The sequence below is a fragment of the Rahnella inusitata genome (genome assembly GCF_965118895.1).
In the GTDB taxonomy this organism is placed as follows: Bacteria; Pseudomonadota; Gammaproteobacteria; order Enterobacterales; family Enterobacteriaceae; genus Rahnella; species Rahnella inusitata_A.
In genome coordinates this window covers 198342-217711 of record NZ_CBCPJJ010000014.1, presented here as the reverse complement: position 1 = coordinate 217711, position 19370 = coordinate 198342, and the positions used below count along the sequence as shown (strand labels likewise).

General features: G+C 51.5%; 17 protein-coding genes. 5 read left to right on the top strand and 12 right to left on the bottom strand.

Annotation, left to right across the window (positions count from 1 at the left end):
• Window positions 1-8 precede the first annotated feature (8 nt).
• On the top strand, window positions 9-1139 hold the full coding sequence (locus ACMHLI_RS14420) for a GNAT family N-acetyltransferase (protein WP_413530062.1): 1131 nt from the start codon (window positions 9-11) through the stop codon (window positions 1137-1139).
• On the opposite strand, the gene ACMHLI_RS14415 is transcribed toward ACMHLI_RS14420, so the two are convergent.
• Entirely contained in the window at window positions 1136-2968 is a 1833-nt protein-coding gene (locus ACMHLI_RS14415; protein ID WP_413530061.1) for an ABC transporter ATP-binding protein, read from the bottom strand. The genes ACMHLI_RS14420 and ACMHLI_RS14415 overlap by 4 nt on opposite strands.
• A 298-nt stretch (window positions 2969-3266) precedes the next feature.
• Between ACMHLI_RS14415 and ACMHLI_RS14410 the strand changes: the two genes are divergently transcribed.
• Complete coding sequence (locus ACMHLI_RS14410) at window positions 3267-3746, top strand: Hcp family type VI secretion system effector (protein WP_413530060.1); 480 nt, start codon at window positions 3267-3269, stop codon at window positions 3744-3746.
• Window positions 3747-3802: 56 nt separating this feature from the next.
• Here ACMHLI_RS14410 and ACMHLI_RS14405 read toward each other — a convergent pair whose 3' ends face one another.
• The 4 genes from ACMHLI_RS14405 to ACMHLI_RS14390 form a co-directional block, all read right to left on the bottom strand.
• Window positions 3803-4192, bottom strand: coding sequence for a hypothetical protein (locus tag ACMHLI_RS14405; protein ID WP_413530059.1), 390 nt, complete (start codon window positions 4190-4192; stop codon window positions 3803-3805).
• A gap of 31 nt (window positions 4193-4223) precedes the next feature.
• The gene (locus tag ACMHLI_RS14400; protein WP_413530058.1) at window positions 4224-4613 is read right to left on the bottom strand and encodes a hypothetical protein; all 390 of its coding nucleotides are present in this window, start codon (window positions 4611-4613) and stop codon (window positions 4224-4226) included.
• Window positions 4610-5431, bottom strand: a complete 822-nt coding sequence (locus ACMHLI_RS14395) for a glycoside hydrolase family protein (RefSeq protein WP_413530057.1) — start codon at window positions 5429-5431, stop codon at window positions 4610-4612. Before ACMHLI_RS14395 ends, ACMHLI_RS14400 begins: the two co-directional genes overlap by 4 nt.
• Window positions 5432-5661: 230 nt before the next feature.
• Entirely contained in the window at window positions 5662-7161 is a 1500-nt protein-coding gene (locus ACMHLI_RS14390; protein WP_413530056.1) for an MDR family MFS transporter, read from the bottom strand.
• 84 nt (window positions 7162-7245) lie between these two features.
• Here ACMHLI_RS14390 and ACMHLI_RS14385 point away from each other — a divergent pair, with 84 nt between their 5' ends.
• Window positions 7246-7947 (top strand): TetR/AcrR family transcriptional regulator, encoded by a 702-nt coding sequence (locus ACMHLI_RS14385; protein ID WP_413530055.1) that lies wholly within the window; start codon window positions 7246-7248, stop codon window positions 7945-7947.
• Window positions 7948-8072: 125 nt separating this feature from the next.
• Window positions 8073-9272 (top strand): MFS transporter, encoded by a 1200-nt coding sequence (locus ACMHLI_RS14380; RefSeq protein ID WP_413530054.1) that lies wholly within the window; start codon window positions 8073-8075, stop codon window positions 9270-9272.
• Between the two features lie 73 nt (window positions 9273-9345).
• Here the strand turns inward: ACMHLI_RS14380 and ACMHLI_RS14375 are convergent, their stop codons facing one another.
• From ACMHLI_RS14375 to dcp, 4 genes are all read right to left on the bottom strand, one after another.
• A complete protein-coding gene (locus ACMHLI_RS14375; protein WP_413530053.1) occupies window positions 9346-9507 on the bottom strand; it encodes a hypothetical protein in 162 nt (53 codons plus the stop codon).
• Window positions 9504-9629, bottom strand: coding sequence for a hypothetical protein (locus ACMHLI_RS14370; protein WP_413530052.1), 126 nt, complete (start codon window positions 9627-9629; stop codon window positions 9504-9506). The genes ACMHLI_RS14375 and ACMHLI_RS14370 overlap by 4 nt, the downstream gene beginning before the upstream one ends.
• Window positions 9613-10701, bottom strand: a complete 1089-nt coding sequence (locus ACMHLI_RS14365) for a bifunctional transcriptional activator/DNA repair enzyme AdaA (protein ID WP_413530051.1) — start codon at window positions 10699-10701, stop codon at window positions 9613-9615. The genes ACMHLI_RS14370 and ACMHLI_RS14365 overlap by 17 nt, the downstream gene beginning before the upstream one ends.
• A gap of 148 nt (window positions 10702-10849) precedes the next feature.
• The gene (gene dcp, locus ACMHLI_RS14360; RefSeq protein ID WP_413530050.1) at window positions 10850-13003 is read right to left on the bottom strand and encodes a peptidyl-dipeptidase Dcp; all 2154 of its coding nucleotides are present in this window, start codon (window positions 13001-13003) and stop codon (window positions 10850-10852) included.
• Between the two features lie 185 nt (window positions 13004-13188).
• Here dcp and ACMHLI_RS14355 point away from each other — a divergent pair, with 185 nt between their 5' ends.
• Complete coding sequence (locus ACMHLI_RS14355; RefSeq protein WP_413530049.1) at window positions 13189-13845, top strand: Qnr family pentapeptide repeat protein; 657 nt, start codon at window positions 13189-13191, stop codon at window positions 13843-13845.
• Window positions 13846-13851: 6 nt separating this feature from the next.
• Here ACMHLI_RS14355 and ACMHLI_RS14350 read toward each other — a convergent pair whose 3' ends face one another.
• From ACMHLI_RS14350 to ACMHLI_RS14340, 3 genes are read right to left on the bottom strand one after another with little or no spacing between them, the layout of a single operon-like run.
• Window positions 13852-15231 carry a DUF6880 family protein gene (locus ACMHLI_RS14350; RefSeq protein WP_413530048.1) on the bottom strand — a complete coding sequence of 460 codons (1380 nt, stop codon included), beginning with the start codon at window positions 15229-15231 and terminating at the stop codon, window positions 13852-13854.
• Between the two features lie 28 nt (window positions 15232-15259).
• Window positions 15260-16039 carry a M48 family metallopeptidase gene (locus ACMHLI_RS14345; protein ID WP_413530047.1) on the bottom strand — a complete coding sequence of 260 codons (780 nt, stop codon included), beginning with the start codon at window positions 16037-16039 and terminating at the stop codon, window positions 15260-15262.
• Between the two features lie 10 nt (window positions 16040-16049).
• On the bottom strand, window positions 16050-19367 hold the full coding sequence (locus ACMHLI_RS14340) for a type I restriction endonuclease subunit R (RefSeq protein WP_413530046.1): 3318 nt from the start codon (window positions 19365-19367) through the stop codon (window positions 16050-16052).
• Between the last annotated feature and the right edge of the window lie 3 nt (window positions 19368-19370).

Here is a 19370-nt window from a genome sequence, read left to right as displayed (position 1 = left end):
AAAAACTCATGCCGATAAACGCGTTTACCCGTCTGGCCGATTTACCTGCCGCGCAGTGGGACGCGCTGGTGCCTGCGCAGCAACCGTTCCTCAGCCACGCGTTTTTATCCACGCTGGAAGAGAGCGGCAGTTTGGGGCCGAACTCTGGCTGGCAGTCCGAGCACCTGGTATGGCAGGAAAACGGCAAAATCCTCGCCGCCATTCCCGGTTACCGCAAGCGTCATTCATATGGTGAATACGTGTTTGATCAGGGCTGGGCGGATGCGTGTCAGCGTTCGGGCATTGCCTATTACCCGAAATGGCTGGGCGCAGTGCCGTTCAGCCCGGTGACCGGCGCGCGTTTGCTGGGTGATGAAGCTGCAGCAGTCAACTTATTGCAGGCGCTGCCGGAGTATCTGGTAGAAAACGGCCTGACCGGCGCACACATTAATTTCACCGATCCACGCGCCAACCAGCTGATTGGCCGCGAAAAAGTCTGGCAGCACAGGCTCGGCTGCCAGTATCACTGGCAGAACCGGGACTATCGCGATTTTCAGGATTATCTCGACGCCCTCACCTCGCGCAAACGTAAGCAGTTTCGCAAAGAGCGCGAACAGGTCGCGGCGCAGGGCATTGAGTTTGTCTGGCTGAAAGGGGCCGATGTGACCGAAGCGCAGTGGGATTTTGTCTACCGCTGCTACAGCAATACCTACGCAGTACGCGGCCAGTCGCCCTATCTGACCCGTGCTTTTTTCAGCCTGCTGGCACAGCGGATGCCGGAGGCGATCCGTCTGGTCGTCGCGCAGCAAAGTGGTCGCGACGTGGCGATGGCGTTCAGTTTAATCAGCGGGGATACGTTCTATGGCCGCTACTGGGGATGCCTTGCCGAGTTCGACCGGCTGCACTTCGAGACCTGCTTTTATCAGGGGATGGAGTACGCGATTGTCAACGGGCTGGCGCGGTTTGACGCAGGTGCCCAGGGCGAACACAAACTGCTGCGCGGCTTTGAGCCGGTGATCACCGACTCGTGGCACTATTTACGGCATCCGGGGCTGCGCGATGCCGTGGAAGATTTCTTAGTGGAAGAACGTGCCGGCGTGCAGCACTGGGCGGATGAAGCCCGTGCAATGCTGCCCTACCGGCACAGTGCCGAACCTTAATCCATCCCGACAAATCCACCAGTCTGATGCTGCCATAAACGGGCGTAAAGCCCGCCGTGCGCCAGCAGCTCGGCGTGACTCCCCATCTCGACAATCTGCCCTTTCTCCAGCACCACCAGACGATCCATTTTGGCAATCGTCGACAGGCGATGCGCGATGGCGATCACCGTTTTGCCGCCCATCAGCGTCTCCAGACTTTCCTGAATCGCCGCTTCCACTTCGGAATCCAGCGCCGACGTGGCTTCATCCATGATCAGAATCGGTGCGTTTTTCAGTAATACGCGCGCAATCGCAATACGCTGACGCTGCCCGCCCGAGAGTTTCACGCCGCGCTCGCCGACGTGCGCATCCAGCCCGGTTCTGCCCAGTGAATCATAGAGTTGCGGAATGAACTCATCGGCGCGCGCCTGCCGGACTGCCTGCAACAATTCCTCTTCCGTCGCGCCCGGCCGGCCATAAAGCAGGTTATCGCGGATGGAACGGTGCAGCAGCGAGGTGTCCTGCGTGATCATCCCGATTTGCGCGCGCAGGCTTTCCTGCGTGACGTCGGCGATGTTCTGCTCATCAATCAAAATGCGGCCACCGTCGATGTCATACAGGCGCAGCAGCAGGTTCACCAGCGTCGATTTCCCCGCGCCGGAAGGCCCTATCAGACCGATCTTCTCGCCGGGGCGGATCGCCAGATCCAGATCCTGGATCACCCGCGCACCTTTCCCGTAGTTAAAGTTAATATGATCGAAGTGGATCGCCCCGCGATCGACCTTCAGCGCCTCCGCCTGCGGTTTATCCGTGACGGTCAGCGGCTGTGCGATGGTGTGCAGGCCGTCCTGAACCGTGCCGATATTTTCGAAAATCCCGTTAACTACCCACATGATCCAGCCGGACATATTCACAATACGGATGACCAGACCGGTCGCCAGCGCAATCGCGCCGACGGAGATCAGCGATTGCGTCCACAACCACAGCGCCAGCCCGGTACTGGCGACAATCAGCAGGCCGTTCAGCGTGGTAATAGCGAACGCCATACCGGTAAGCAAACGGCCCGCCAGCTGCGTTTTGTACGTCTGTTCGGTGATCGCATCACGGGCGTACTGCTGCTCCAGGTCGCTGTGGGCAAACAGTTTGAGCGTCGCGATATTGGTGTAGCCATCGACGATGCAGCCCATCAGTTTAGAGCGCGCTTCGGAGGATTCGACCGAACGCTGCTTCACGCGCGGCACGAAGAACCACAGGCAAATGGCGTAGCAGAAAATCCAGATAATCAGCGGGATCATCAGCCGCCAGTCAGCTTCGGCAAACAGGAACAGCGCACTCGCGGCGTAGATCACCACGTGCCAGATGGCATCGACCATCTGCACCGCCGAATCCCGCAGCGAGCTGCCGGTCTGCATGATGCGTTGGGCGATACGCCCGGCAAAATCACTCTGAAAGAAGTTCAGGCTTTGCTTGAGCACATACTTATGGTTTTGCCAGCGCACCATGCTGGTCATGCCCGGCGTCAGGGTCTGATGCACCAGTAAATCGTTCAGCCCGAAAAACACCGGCCGCAGAATCATCGCCACCGCCGCCATCCAGATGAGTTCCCCACTATGTTCGGAGAAGAAACTGCCCGGCGGCGTATCTTTTGTGAGATCGATAATCTGGCTGAGATAACTGAACAGCGACACTTCAATCAGCGACGCCACCAGCCCGACCACCAGCAGCACCGCAAAACTCGGCCAGACCTGGCGTAAATAATAGAGATAGAAAGGAAAAACTTTATCCGGCGGCTCCCCGCCCGGCGCCTCACGGAAGATGTCGATCATTCGCTCGAAACGGCGAAACAGCATGGCACACCTCTTAAGTAATTTATCGTCAGGGCTGTCCTGCTCTGATGTTCTGGTTTCATAACGTAACAGAACCTATAAGCGTAGAGTATTTTTTGTGTTCTACCTATTAAAAATATGCATTCTTGTTATTTCGTTATTATTATAAAAAGGTTTGGTATGTATATTAAAACAAACATCAACCCGCTTTGGATCTCATTTTCAATATTCAGTTCATGTTAAAAATAGCTTTATAATAGAAGAGCATGATTCGCTTATTTAGAAATAACACTCTGAAAATTTTCATAAAGGAATATTAAAAATGTCAAACTGCACATATTTAACCATAACAGGAAAGACGCAAGGATTAATATCAGCAGGTTGCTCAACCTACAGTTCCATCGGCAACAGATTTCAGTCCGGTCATGCAGATCAGATACTTGTCTATTCTTCTCAACACGATATCACCCGAGATGAAAATGTTAACCATCATCCCCTCAGGGTAACAAAGCCTCTGGATAAATCGACACCATTATTGCTTGTCGCAATTTCTAATAATGAGAAAATTCAATGCACTCTGGACTACTTCAGAACTTCACAGTACGGCGTACAGGAAAAATACCTCACCCTCAAACTGACAGACGCCACCCTTGAAAGCATTTCATCTACCAATCCCAGTACACTCCCTGGTGGCGACTCTCAACCCTACGAGACGCTTTCATTACGTTACGAAACGATAGATGTCACGCATCATATCGCCGGAACATCAGGCTATAGCTTATGGATTGACAGGGTCATGTAAAAGAAAAGAATGCCATTTGGGGAACTTCAAATGGCATTTTCAAATGAATTTGAAAACTAATGCATGATACCTTGATCAGTAGCGATAATCTTATCATGTAGGGAAACATTCAAATTCCAAATTTGGGATACATCATTTGATGCTCCTGAGTCAGGGCGTAATGTGTAAATATAGTTTCCGTTTTTGAATTCAAACCCCCGAAAATCATGACTATAGTAGTTTGTGAGAATCCGACCCTTCAGATGTAGTCTTGCTCCCGTTTTCTTATTGATTCCATCGTAAATTACATCATCACACTCCATTTCACCCTCTGAACAATTAACCTTAACATCTATATCAAAATGCTGGCCTTCAAAATCAGGTAATCCGGAATGAAGCCTGTAGGTGTTTGCAAAACAGTTTATGCTAAAAATGAAAGCAACCACTATTAATATCGATATTTTCATATATCATTAATTCCATTTTAATTGGTTAATGCTACTGCATAATTCCCTCATCAAATGCGATAACTTTATCTTTATAAAAAACATTTAAGTTCCAAATTTGTACTGACTCAGTCCCCTTTGAATGATTAGGGTTAAGGACGTAACTATAATCACCGTTATCAAATATATACCCCTGAAAATTATAATTATTAGGATTAAACATTACCCGCCCCTTCAGATGCAGCCTGGCTCCTGTTTTCTTATTGATAGAATCATAACTCACGTCCGGACATGTAACTTCTCCCTCTTGACAGTGTTCCTGAATATCAATATCGAAATGCTTGCCCTGAAATGTAGGAGTACCGGGGTGTAATTTGTATCCATCTGCATAAGAATTAGAACAAAATAGAGTAATCAAAGCAAAACCCATCGCTAACCTCATCGTGCGTAAACTCCATTATGGAAAACATTCAACTCAGACCGCCTCCTGTTCATAAGGCCTTTTGAAAAATGATGTTTGTAATACCCCCACCTTAGCCAAGCTTCATCTAAATCGCCCTGAGACAAGCCATTCAAGATTTTTAAAACCTCAGATGTGATAAACCCGGTATCATATTTCACACTTCCATACCCAATATTGAAAGAAAGCATCATGACAGCATCATATTCATTTTGATTCAAATCTGCGTTAACTAATTTTTTTATACTTAATTCGAACTTATTCATATCTAATTGATAGAGCTCATTCGCCTTAATTTCATTAATACCATTTTTATATACTTCAAACTCAGCAGAGTTGTTTATCAAATGGCCATACCCGATTGTTGCCCCATCGACATATTTATCAATTTCATGACCTGAACCATCATAATATGGCTTCAACCTCAAACTCTCATAATTCTTGATTAACGCATGTCCCTGCGGGCTAACAGACAAGTCATTAACATTTTTCCTCACTCCCCCGCCTGCTGGCAGATTACTCGCCGTCGGCACTGGCGTGTCCAGACGTGCGTTACCCTGTGAGAAATGCCCAAACTGCAACCGACGGAGGGTTGCACCATCGGGTTCAACCAGGCCATCAGGCAATGACATAAACCGTTGCTGAAACTTTCTTATGGCGGCCACGGTTTTCGGCCCGCAATTGCCATCTACAATCAGCTCCGAAAATCCAGCACTCTTTAAACGATATTGTACTTCGATAACGTCATGAAATAAGTTGTCGCCAAAGTAGCCGACACTTCGACTTAATGATGAGGACATATCTACATCCTTATTAATATGCAATAACTTGCGGTGATTTATAATTTCATCTTTTAAAAATTTAAGAATTACTCATCTAATAAATACATGGAGCATTGGAATAAATGATTAACTGTGGGTTATTGATTTATAAATACCAGAAATAGGAAAAGGGAGGGAGTTTTTTTACAGAGGAATTTAAAGAATGTGGGCCGAAGCCCACAATATTGAAACGACTCAACGGAACACTTTTATTTCTTCAGCACAGCATCTTTTTGCAACAGCGACAACACGAACGCCAGTACCATCACGCCGGCGGAAATCTGGTACACCGAATGCAGCGCCGAGGCGAACGCCTGTAAATAATCATCGCGGATTGCCGCCGGTAACTGTTGTACTGCCTGCGCGCCCAGCGAGCGCGGAAGCTGCGTGCCTTCGGGGATCAGTTTCTCCAGTTGCGTCCGCAAACCATGGGTGAAAAGGGCGCCGAAAGCCGCCACGCCGATAGACCCCCCGATAGAACGGAACAGCGTCACGCTGGACGTCGCCACGCCGAGTTGTTTCATCGACACCGAGTTTTGCACCGCCAGCACCAGCACCTGCATCACCATCCCTAACCCGAAGCCGAGCACGCCGATATAAAGATAAAGCTGCGGCAGCGTGGTGCTGAGTTTGAGGTTACCCAGCATCAGCATGCCGATAAAACTCAGCAAGGTGCCGAAAATCGGGAACAGGCGATAGCGTCCAACGCGGCTGATAATCCGGCCACTGACAATCGAGCTGACCAGCAGCGCGCCCATCAGCGGCAGCAGTTGCATCCCGGCTTCCGACGGTGACGAGCCTTTCACCACCTGCAAATAGAGCGGCAGGAACGTCATCGAGCCCATCAGCGACATCCCGATAATAAAGCTGATGGCGCAGCTCAGCAGGAACGTACGGTCGCGGAACAATCCAAGCGGAATGATTGGCTCCGCCGCCAGCGTTTCTTCATAAATAAAGCCGCCGAGCGTCACCACGCCAAATGCCAGAATGCACCACAGTTGCGGATCCGACCACTGATAGACCGTGCCGCCTTCGCTGGTAAACAAAATAATGCTGGTCAGCGCCGCCGCCAGATACGCTGCGCCGAGGAAGTCGATTTCGTGACGGATGCGTGCGGTCTGCGATTTCAGCGCCACGCCGATGACCAGCAACGCAAAAATACCCAGCGGCAGGTTGATGTAGAAAATCCAGCGCCATGACATGTGCTCCACCAGAAAACCGCCGATCAGCGGGCCGATGACCGTCGCCAGCCCGAACACGCCGCCGAACAGCCCCTGATATTTTCCGCGTTCAGCGGGCGGGATCACATCCCCCACCGCGGCCATGGTCACTACCATCAACCCGCCGCCGCCCAGCCCCTGTAACGCACGCATGAGGATCAGCTGGGTCATATTCTGTGCCAGACCGCAGAGAACGGAGCCAAGGAGAAATACCACAATCGCCGTCTGCAACACGATTTTTCGGCCCAGCAAATCGCCGAACTTACCGTAAAGCGGCACCACGATGGTCGATGCCAGCAGATATGATGTCACCACCCAGGAGAGCTGATCCAGCCCGCCCAGTTCACCGACAATCGTCGGCAACGCCGTCGAGACAATGGTCTGGTCAAGCGCGGCCAGCAGCATCACCAGTAGCAGCGCGGAGAACAGAAGCTTGATCGAAGGCCTGGCTTCCGTCACCTCACTCTGCGCCGAATTCATAGTTGTCATGAATGCATTCCTGACTTGTAATTAATTAACTGTATAATTAATATTGACGCATCACTTTCATCCGGTCAATGGATCACCCCGCCCATGACAGACAGAAAAATCTCAGAAAAAGCGACGACAGCACAAAAGGTTCAAAAAGATGGCGCGACAATTCCACGCCGTCCGGGTCGCCCGAGCGGGGTTAAAAAAGGTGTGGATAAGCGTGAACTGCTGCTCGATGCCGCCCTGAAACTCTTTGCCCAGTCCGGCATCGCCGAAACGCCGCTGAGCATGATCGCCAAAGAGGCGGGCGTGACCACCGCGATGCTGCATTACTATTTCAACACCCGCGAGCAGTTGCTGGACGTGCTCATCGACGAGCGTTTTCAGCCAGTGCGCGCCGGTTTCAGCGACATCTTTGATATCCACGCCGACGATCCGCTGATGGCCATCACCTCAATGGCGCAGTGCATGATCGATGCGGCAGTAAAATATCCGTGGGTCGCCCCGCTGTGGGTGCGGGAAGTGATCAGCGAAAGCGGCATGCTGAAAAAGCGGATGGAAGAACGCAATGGCGATAAGAACCGGAAAATCGTGCACGACTGCATCACCCGCTGGCAAGCCGAAGGCCGCCTGAATCCGGATCTCGATCCGGCGCTGCTGTTCATCACCCTGTTTGGCCTGACACTGTTCCCGCTCGCCTCGATGAAAATGCGCCAGGGCGCCGCCTCACCGATTTCCCCCGAAGCGCTGCGTAAACACGTTTCAGTGTTGCTCTTTAACGGCGTGGCGCCGCAGAAGTCATAAGCTGAACCCTTACAGCTGCGGTAATCTCTCTTCATTCTCTTATTTTTGTATCGAAAAATACTGCGCAGACTCGACTATTATCACTGGCTAGCCGTCACCATCAATACATAGGGAATGCCTTAAGAATGAAGGGAATGCCGCCGCTGATCCTCGCGCTGCTCACAAGTTCGTTAGTACTTACTATCGGGCGCGGTGTCACACTGCCGTTTATTACGATTTACCTGACCGAGCACTACCATCTGCTGCCAAAAAGCGTCGGGATTATCCTCGGTGCCAGCCTGGCGATCGGCATTCTCAGCGGCCTGTACGCCGGTTATCTGGTCGATAAATTTAATCACCGCACACTCATCACCGTATCCATCAGCTCTTTCGGCCTGAGTTTTTTACTGCTGCCGGTGCTGCCGAACGTCACCGGGGTTCTGCTGGTGCTGGCACTGCTTAATGCCTCTTATGCGCTGCTGAGCATTACGCTCAAAGCCTGTATCGCCAGCTGGTTGCCTGTAGAGAAACGGGTCAAAGCATTTTCGATGAACTACACGCTGGTGAACGTCGGCTGGGCGGTAGGTTCATCCCTCGGTGTCTGGCTGGCGGGATTTAGCCCAATGCTGCCGTTTGTGATTTCCGGCGTACTGGCGCTCGGGACGGTAATTTCTCTCGGCTGGGGATTACGCAATATTCCTCACAAACCGCCGCAGGCCGTGCTGGAACAAAAACCGCTGCCAAAACCCAATCTGCGCCAGACGCTGGGCATTCTCGCCCGCGATCGCCGCCTGATTTACTTCACGCTGGGCAGCACGCTCGGCTCGGTAGTCTTCGGCCAGTTTGCCGGGTATCTCTCGCAATACCTGATACTGGTGTCGAATGCGGAGTTTGCCTATAAAATCATCGGCGCGGTGATGATCACCAACGCCGTGATTGTTATCGCCTTCCAGTACGTTTTAAGCAGCCGGATGAAGCAACAAACGCTGCTGAAATGGCTGTTCCTTGGCACGGTATTCTTTATCGTCGGGCTGATCGGATTTATGACCGCCGGAGAATCCGTACTGTTCTGGATGATTGCGATGGCGATTTTCAGCTTCGGCGAACTGATCGTCATTCCGGTGGAATATATGTTTATCGACTTTATCGCCCCGGAAAACATGAAAGGCAGCTACTACGGTATGCAAAACCTGAGCAATCTCGGCGGCGCAATCAACCCGGTCATGTGCGGTTTTCTACTCAGCTACGCCGCCCCGTCGGTGATGTTTATCGCACTGATCGCCGCTTCGGCTGGCGGATTGGTATTCTTCTGGATGGGACACCGGCTGGCGGCGCGTACGCATTAAACTGCAGCGAACATCTGCTTTTGGAGATGCGCCATCAGCGCAATATATGGGCCTGGGCCGAAGCTTATCCGGCTCACGCCCAGTCCGGCGAGTTGCGCGACCGGGGGAGTGAGGCCAGTATCTGACACTGGTCAGACATGGTATTTAATGCAGGTAATCCCATGAGCTGATCTTCAATGTTAATCCCCACTACGCCCGCCTGCATAATCGCCTTCAGATGCTCGCATTTGTTCACGCCGTCGCCCCTGACTGAGCCACCACCTGCGCACTGCCCGCATCCCAGATGTTGTACAACATCAATGGATTGTGTTTTATGTGCTGCTGTGCAAAATCCCGGGCCCTACTTTGCTGATTCATACTTCGCTCCTGTTGGCAGGCTTAACGCCATTCTTTTTTCATGCTCAATCAGCCAGCGCTTACGCCACAATCCGCCGCCATAACCGGTGAGGGAACCGTCAGCGCCTATCACGCGGTGGCAGGGAATAAGAATCGAAATCTGGTTAGCGCCGTTGGCTCGGGCGACAGCTCTGGAAGCAGATGCCTGGCCTATATCACTCGCCAGCGAGGAGTAACTGCGCAATTCCCCAGATGGAATAGCCCTTAGCGCGTCCCACACTTTACGGGTGAATACCGAGCCGAATTCGGCAAGTGGCGTACTGAACACCCGCGATGTCCCGGCAAAATAAGCAGCGAGTTCACCTTCAACCTGTTCTATCGGCACAGTACGGCCGAAGATGATTTCAGAGGACGTCAGCTGTTTTAGCCGCTCGATTTCATTCGATAATGCAGGTCGGTCCACAAATTCCAGCAAATACAGGGCATCAACGCTCGCAATTGCCAACATCACGCCAATGGGCGTATCCAGCCAGTCAGCTTTCAGAAACTGATGCTTCCTTGCCTGACTGGGATTAAGACCCATTTGGCGGCTGATGGCCGCCCGGAATCCGCTACCGGATTCATAACTGGCATCCAGTTGCGCATCGATCACCTGATGGCCGGTGGACAGAGCATCAACCCCCTTGCCCACTCTGCGCAAACGAGCCATCTCCAAAAACGTGATCCCAAACTGACGCTTGAAAGCGCGACGAACCGTAGACGGATCAACATTCATTGCCTGTACATCCTCTTCGCTCCACCTTTTCTCGGGGTCCGCGTCCAGTGCAGCCAGTAATTTCAGTACCAGCGGGTCTTTTTCACCCCCTTCCATTAGGGGACGGCAACGCTTGCAGGGGCGAAAACCTGCTTCCATCGCGCTCACCATCGACGAATAAAACACCGAGTTCTCGCGTTTGGGCTTACGTGCCGGGCAGGTCAGACGGCAAAAAATACCGGTGCTTTTCACACCTACAAACGCAAAACCGTCATAGGCGGGATCGCGGGCAATCAGCGCGGCATAGAGAACATTATCGTCGGGTAAATCGAATAGCATGATTCAACTCACAGTCTGTGTCGGTGAAAAAAGAATAGGGGATTTTAAAACGTAGATGCGCCGTTTTTCGGGCGTCAATTCTTTAATTATCACGCGAAGGGATGTACAGGAAGAAAAAACGCCCGGCATGATGCCGGGCATTGTGGATTTACTCCTCCAGCCCCCTGTTCTTGAGCATCGGTTCAATAGACGGTGCCTTGCCGCGCCAGGTTTCATAGAGTTTTTCGAGATCTTCGCTGTTACCGCGCGAGAGGATTTGATCGCGGAATTTCTGCCCATTCTCCCGCGTCAGCCCGCCCTGCTCGCTGATACCGGCGAAGGCATCGTCAGCAAGCATTTCGGTCCACAGGTAGGCGTAATAACCGGCGGCGTAGCCGTTACCCCAGATGTGCTGGAAGTAACTGGACCGGTAACGCGGCGGGACATAAGCCAGATTCACTTTGTCCTTCGCCAGTGATTCGGCTTCGAACTTATCGACATCCTGCGCCGGATCGCTCGCGCTCAGACTGTGCCAGTGCATATCCAGCAGCGCGGCGGCCAGCAACTCGGTCATGTCATAGCCTTTGTTAAATTTATTGGCCTTCTCAATTTTGTCCTGCAACGCCTGCGGCATCACTTCACCGGTCTGATAATGTTTGGCGAAGTGAGTAAACACTTTCGGGTCGCTCGCCCAGTGCTCGTTGAACTGTGACGGGAATTCGACAAAATCGCGCGGCGTCGCGGTACCCGACAGGCTCGGATATTGTTGATCGGCGAACAGGCCGTGCAGGGTGTGACCAAACTCATGGAACATCGTGATCACATCATCCCACGACAGCAACGCCGGTTGCCCTGCGGCCGGTTTCTGGAAGTTCGCGACGTTGTAAATCACCGGTTTGGTGCCAAGCAGTTTGGACTGATCGACATAGTTGCTCATCCACGCGCCACCGCCTTTATTCTCGCGCTGGAAGTAATCGGCATAGAACAGCGCCATCGATTTACCGTCTTTATCGAACACTTCAAAAACGCGCACGTCGGGGTTATAAACGGGCAGGTCTTTGCGCTCTTTAAAGGTGACGCCGTACAGCAGGTTCGCCGCATAGAAGACCCCATTTTCCAGCACATTGTTCAGCTCGAAATAGGGTTTTATCTGCGCGTCATCGAGGTCATATTTCTCTTTGCGTACCTGCTGGGCATAAAACTGCCAGTCCCATGCCGCGACTTTAAAATCGCCGTGCTGTTTATCGATCTGCGACTGAATGTCTTTTGCCTCACGCTCTGCCCGGGCGGTCGCTGCCGGAACAATTTTGTGCATGAAATCCAGCGCGGCCTGAGGCGTTTTCGCCATCTGGTCTTCCAGCTTCCACGCGGCATAGCTCGGGAAGCCCAGCACTTTGGCCTGTTCAGCGCGGACTTTGGCCAGTTTCGAAATCAGCTCGCGGGTGTCATTCTTATCACCGTATTCCGCACGCTTAACAGAGGCGTCGTACAGCCCTTTGCGGACATCGCGATCTTTTAGCGACTGCAACAACGGTTGCTGCGTCGTGTTTTGCAGCACCAGCAGCCAGGCGTTATCCAGTTTGCGGTCTTTCGCCGCCTGAGCCGCTACGGCAATCTCGGCATCACTCAGACCGGCCAGCTGATTTTTATCCTTGAGCATCAGCCCGCCATTCTTAGTCGCAGCCAGCAATTTGTTGGTGAATTGCGTACTGAGCGTAGCCGCCTGCTGATTCAGGGCTTTAAGTTTATCTTTATCGGCATCGGACAGATTTGCGCCCGACAGCTCAAAATCTTTGTATGTCACCTCGATCAGTCGTTGGGATTCGGCATCGAGTTTTAGTGACGCGCGCTGGTCGTAGACCGCTTTCAGCCGCGCAAATAACTTGCTGTTAAGATGAATGGTGTCATCCATCGCGGCGAGCTTTGGCGACATGTCTTCATCTATTTTTTGCAGCGTATCGTCGGTATTTGCTCCGGTCATCGCACCGAAGACGTTCTGCACACGCTGCAACATCACTCCGGATTTTTCCAGTGCGACATACGTATTCTCAAACGTCGGCGGGGAAGTGTCGTCGGCTATTTTATCCACTTCAGCCAGTTTCTGACGGATGCCTTCAAGCAGCGCCGGTTCATAATCACTGTCTTTATAGAGAGTAAATTGCGGAGCCTGATACTCAAGCGGGCTGGGTTTTAAAAACGGATTATCGGCATTGATAGCATGATTCATGACGTGCTCCTGCGTGGCGGGCGGTGCGGACTCTGCCGCCATTGCGTGCTGGCTGAACGCCAGACTGGTTGCCATAAAGAGGATGGACAGACGCATTTCAGTCTTCCTTAGCTGATTGAAAGATGTACTCCGTTAAGCCTTTGAGAATAGACGCCTGCCGGCCGATCGGCAAAACGAATACTTAAGTAAATCGTGTTATTACGAGGCAGGTTCCATATTTTCGATCTGTGTTTTCTGTCAGGATAAGGCCCTTCGCGGCGGGAAAAATGACAGGGAACGAGATGATCAAAGACCAGACTTTCAGCGACCAGCGGTTTAGCCAGAAGCAGCTGACGGGCGAAACATTTCATGATTGCCGGTTCCTGCGCTGCCGTTTCGACAGCACCGATCTGTCTGAAATCGCCTTCGTGAACTGTATTTTCTACGATGATGAAACGCAGGCAGGTTGCTCTTTTCAGCATGCCCAGCTGAAAGACGCCAGTTTCAAAAACTGCGATTTAACCATGGCAGATTTCAAGAACATTCAGGCGCTGGGTCTGGAAATCCGCGAATGCAAAGCCACAGGCGCGGATTTCAGCGGTGCCAGCTTTATGAATATGATCACTTCGCGCACCTGGTTTTGCAGCGCATTCATGACCAAAAATAACTTCAGCTACGCGAACTTCAGCAAAGTCATTCTGGAGAAATGTGAGCTGTGGGAAAACCGCTGGACCGGCGCTAATGTGCAAGGCGCGAACCTCAGCGGCTCCGATCTTTCAGGCGGCGAATTCACTGAATTTGACTGGAATAACGTCAACATCACCCACTGTGACCTGACAAATTCCGATCTGGGCGAACTGAACCTGCGCAAGGTGGATCTCGACGGCGTGAAAATCGATGACTGGCAGCAAAGTCATTTGCTGGAGAAATTAGGCGTGATTGTGATTCATTCGAAGTAGGGAATATCACAGCGCATTGTATTGCGGCCAGAAACTTGATTTACGTTTGTGCTTCGCTTTAACCCTCTCCATATAGTCAGTATGGGTGGGTAAAGAAGAATAATTATTCACTTCTTTGTCCAGCTTATCTAACTGGTGCAAATAGCTGGCGGCATGATGATAGGCCTGGTTCCTTCCACCGTCTAAAATATCATCTGCCAGACTGCGCAGAAGAAGAATACGCAGGATATGGCCATGTTCGGGCACCTCATCCAACAACGAAAGCAACTGGGTATAATGCCATTCCGCTATTTCATTGACGCCCTTTATCGCCAGTTTTTCAGCTTTGCTGTATTCATTGAGTTTGAGTAACGGGCCTAACTGATCATCCAGTTCGGATTCTTTAAGCACGGCAACAATCAGTTTCTCACGTAACTGACGGGCGTCCTCTTCAGAAACCAGAGGCTGTATCTTTTGGAAATTCTCAAAAGTGGGTTCCACATCCATCAATTCACTTAATGTGGCCAGGCGTTTTTCTGGCTGATTCAGCCCCTGATAGCAGTCGGCTAATAGTGACAGGCGTATTGCATTAGGCTTCTTCCAGCCGTGATCCCCCCAGTCTTTTTCCAGCCATTTCATGGCCTCATCATAATCGCCGCAGCGGAGGCTAAACTCAACCATGCTTTCCATCTGCATATGATTTGGCGAAGGGCTGACCAATAACGTTGCCTGGATATAGATTGCGGGATTTTTTAGCGCTTTAGCCACACCTTGAAGGTTAACTGACCAGCTAATATCACGGGATTCATCTGTTTTTTTCTTCAATGAAGAGCGTAATCCCTCTTCATAATAAGCCGCCAGTTGGCGTAACTCCTCCTCAGAAAGAAGCAAATTGGCATTGGGTAATAAAAGATCCAGCACGCCATAATCATTTATATCGGCTAACTGTCTGACGACCGGCAACCAGCCTGTCGCAGGCACAGAACTCTGACTGGCGGCTTTTAGCCACAGCAAACAAATATCCTGGTAAACATCACCGACGCTGCCATCAGAATCATCGCATCGGTTCACGCTATTTTCAGCGGTATCCAGCAGTTCGTTAACTAAGTGGAAAGCCTGATCGGGTGAACCTGGTAAGATATTATTCTCGATATCCATCTGGAGCTGACGGACTTCATTAGCTAATTCCCTTGTCTGGTAGTAACTGTAATAATATGTATTTATCCCCAGAGACTTTATCTTTTTCTTAAGCGTTTTAATTAATGTACTGGTGTCATTTTTTAATAATAGCCGCTCTATTCTCGTATCCAAAAATTCATCTTCACCATAAAGTGAGGCAATAAAGCTGGCTAAAACTACGCTATCCAGTAAAGCGAGGTCATCCACCAAACCACGTTGCTTTTTCATTATTTCTCCTTTTTATATAGCAAAAAAATTACGCCGAATGACTGCCATTGAGCAGAACCGCAGCCATATCATCAAGATGGGATTTAATCTTCTCCCAGTGAGGCATTACCTGTTTCATAAGCCGGTAAAATCGTTCGCTGTGGTTGTGCTCTGCCAGATGACACAGCTCGTGCAGAATCACGTAATCGATACTTTCACGCGGCGCTTTAACCAGATGCGGATTCAGGGTAATACGCCCCTGCGGTGAACAGCTTCCCCATTGAGTTTGCATGGTTTGCACGCGAAGCGGTGGTCGCTCACTCACCCATAATGCCTGATCCAGCATCGCCTCGAGCCTGCGCGCGAACACCTCTTTGGCGCGGTCTTTGTACCATTCATTGAGCAGTACACGGATACGCTCGGGGTTTTTCTCCCGCACGGTTATTTCCAGCCTGCCGCGCAGCATCTTAACTCGCTGCTTTTCCTCCGGCTCGACCAGCACTTTTAGCATGTACTGTTTGCCGAGGTAATAATGACTTTCGCCGCTAATGTACTGTCGTTCAGTAATATGTTGCTGCTGGGCACGAAAATCCCGCAGCTGCTGCCAGATCCAGCGCCCACGTTTTTTCACCGCACCGAGCACTTCTTCATCGGAGCTGTTTTCGGGCGCAGCGACCTGTATGCGGCAATCAGGGTGGACCTTGATCAGCACCTTACTTTTCTGGCTACGCCGGGCGCTAATTTCAAAACAAATCTGCTCGTCACCATAGTGGAAACACAGACCAGGCGACGTTTTACGTGGCCGGGGGATCATAATGCGTACGCTCATATCTATCCCATTACACGCCAGATAAGCCAACACGAGTGATTTGCACCACGCTTTCGACAATTATATTCACCTGGTTAATACCTGCGCCCACCCGTTTGCATTCATGAAACAGCATTGTGAGCAGGTTTTTGCGGATCTCCGCTTCAATATTTTGCGTGTTAATCGAGTTTTCAGTCACCGCGCGGTCGACAGCTGTATCAACGATAAAAGCCAGTTCTACCCATTTCTTTTCGATCTGTTGATCCGCACTCGCAAAAACTTGCGGTAACGTTTTTTTGAAGACGCCGTAATAGGCCTGCGCGTGTTTATTACTGCCAAAGACATCGGGGATATCCTGCAATCGGCGGTTTTCGACATCCTGCATAAACTCGGTGTAGAGCAAATATTGTTTCGCCGGATGATCGAACTGTTTTTCCGCTTCTTCGATGGTTTTTAATAACAGAACGGAGAATTTTTCCCGCGCATACGGGTCATCATGCAACTCCTGCTCAATCATTTTCGTCACACGGGTTTTGATAATATCGGTTTCGTTACGCGTTTTATCTTCTGACCAGGATGCGTCTGGGGTTTTAGGCTTTTGCCGCCCCATTTTTGATACGTCATATACCGCCTCAGGTTCCTGGATTTGCACACCGACGACATGTTTATCCAGCAGCTTTTTCACCTGTTCGGCGTATTCGTCATAATCGACTGTTTCACCCGCATCTTCTTTAATCTGCCGGCGTAATTGCGAAAGCTGCCTGACCGTATCTTTATAATGATTTCGGTCAGCATCGGTAAAATCGTTGTCCTCAAAGAACGTCGCTGACTGCAACGCCACTTTCAGGCAACTGGCAAATTCACTGAGTGCCTCATAGAAGTCTTCACGTGCCTTCAGGTGAATATCGACAAACTCGCCGTTGCGCTGCTCCATTTTAGGTACCAGCGCCTGACGCAATTGCTCGGTATCACTCTTATTCACCACGCCATCGAAGATTGCCCACAGCGTTCTGTACAGCAGCGGCAGGCGCTTATATTCACTGCTCATCTGATGATAAAGGCCGTCGATGTCGTTGATGTCATAGCCGCCCTGCGTACGGGAGGCCAGATCCTGATATTTAGCGATGGTCGTGTCCAGCTCAGCCAGTACCCCGCGATAGTCGATCAGCAGCCCTTCTTTCTTTTTATCATGCAGGCGGTTTACACGGGCAATGGCCTGGATCAGATTATGCCCTTTGAGGGATTTATCGATGTACAGCACGGTGTTCAGCGGTTCATCAAAACCGGTCAGTAATTTATCCACCACAATCAGCAGCTTCAGGTTCTCGTCTTTCTCAAAACGGGCAATCAGCTTCTGCGTATATTTGCGTTCGTCCTGACTTCCGACGTTGTCCTTCCACCATTTAGAGACTTCCGGCAGCGTCGCCTCGTCGATAGCCGTATTCCCTTCGCGGGTGTCCGGCGGGCTCATCACCACGGCAGATTCAAATAAACCGGCTTCATCGAGATACTGCTTAAATTTGATGGCGGAGAGTTTGCTGTCACACGCCAGCTGACCTTTCAGGCCCCCGGTAATGTGTTTACTGAAGTGGTTAGCGACGTCCAGCGCAATCAGACGGAGACGGTCATCAGCGCTTTGCACCGCGCCTTTACGGGAATATTTACGCTTCAGGTCAGCACGCTGCGCGTCGCTCAGCCCCAAGGTGATACGGTCAAACCAGCTGTCGACGGCTTTCTCATTCACATTCAGTTCCGGTTTGCGCTCTTCATATAACAGTGGCGTGACGGCTTTATCTTCCACCGCGCGCTGCATGGTATAGGCGTGAACAATCGGGCCGAATTTGTTAGTTGTTTTATCGTCTTTAAGCAGCGGCGTGCCGGTAAAGGCCACGAAAGCCGCGTTCGGCAGCGCCATCTTCATGCGGATGTGATTTTCACCGCCCTGACTGCGGTGGCCTTCGTCGATCAGCACCACGATATTGGCATCGTCGTTGTGGCATTCGGGCAGTTCCGTTGCCGAGGTAAATTTCTGAATCAGCGAGAAGATAATCCGCTGTTTACCCTGGCCGATTTGCTGCGCCAGACGCGCGCCTGACGTTGCCATCGCATGCTTATAATCATTTTTTCCTGCCAGCTCACCGCCCGACACGAAACTTTTGCTGAGCCGACTTTGCAGATCCACGCGGTCGGTGACGACGATGAAACGGCAGGCTTTCAGTGATTCATCCAACAACAGCGCTTTGCTGAACAGGACCATCGTCAGGGATTTGCCCGAACCGGTGGTATGCCAGATAACGCCCCCTTCACGGCCACCGTGGGCGTTTTTGAGTTTGATGCGATCTGTCAGCCGTTTGATGCCAAACACCTGCTGATAGCGGGCAATCACCCGGCCCACTTTCGTGTCGAACAGCGTATACAGGCGGGTCATCTCCAGCAAACGGGCCGGAAGCAGCAGGCTGATGAGCATCTGATCCTGCCCGGTCACCGCCAGCTGACCGCCGGAAATCAGGTTCTGGTACCAGTGTAAATCTTCAGGCTTACGGTGGCTGAACAGGCCGGAGACCTGCTGCGCAGTGAGTTTCCTGTTCTTCACCGCCAGCATTTCGGCGTCGGTGATGTCCTCTTCGCGCCAGCCGCCCCAGAACTTCAGCGGTGTGCCGCAGGTCGCGTAACGCCCGTCGTTGCCATTGATGGAGAGCAGAATCTGGCTGTAAACGAACAGATGCGGAATTTCATCGTGCATCTGATTACGCAGGTTTTGGGAAATACCTTCCTCGATGGTCGGGCCCTTCTTGCCCTGGCTGACCGGGCGTTTAGCCTCGATCACCACCATCGGAATGCCATTCACAAAACCGACGATGTCCGGTTTGCGGCAATCATAATGCGATGAGCCAATTCCGCCGGTGCGGGTCACGCGAAACTCTTCGGTCACCAGAAAGCTGTTATTGGCGATATTTTTCCAGTCGACCAGCTCAACGGTCTGGCTGGTTTTCCTGCCATCGACAAACTCGGTCACTGTGATGCCGTACAGCAAATGGTTGTGCATCCGCTGATTGGCCTGCCGCAGCCCTTCATTGAGCGCCGGGCTGCACACTTCGCTGATGATGTTTTCGATAGATTTTTCAGAAAGCGGATGGTCAGAACCGGCGTAATGGAAACGGCGGGTTTTCAGCACCCGGTGCAGTTCATCACGCAATACCACCTGATCCAGCTTGCCGCCGCGTGCCGCCAGCGCCTGTTCAGGCGAAAGAAACGACCAGCCCATATTGGTCATCAGCGTCAGCGCCGGTAATTTGGCGATGTACTCTTCTTCAAACTTCGGCAGGGGTTGCTGCTCAGGTTGCGACATCGG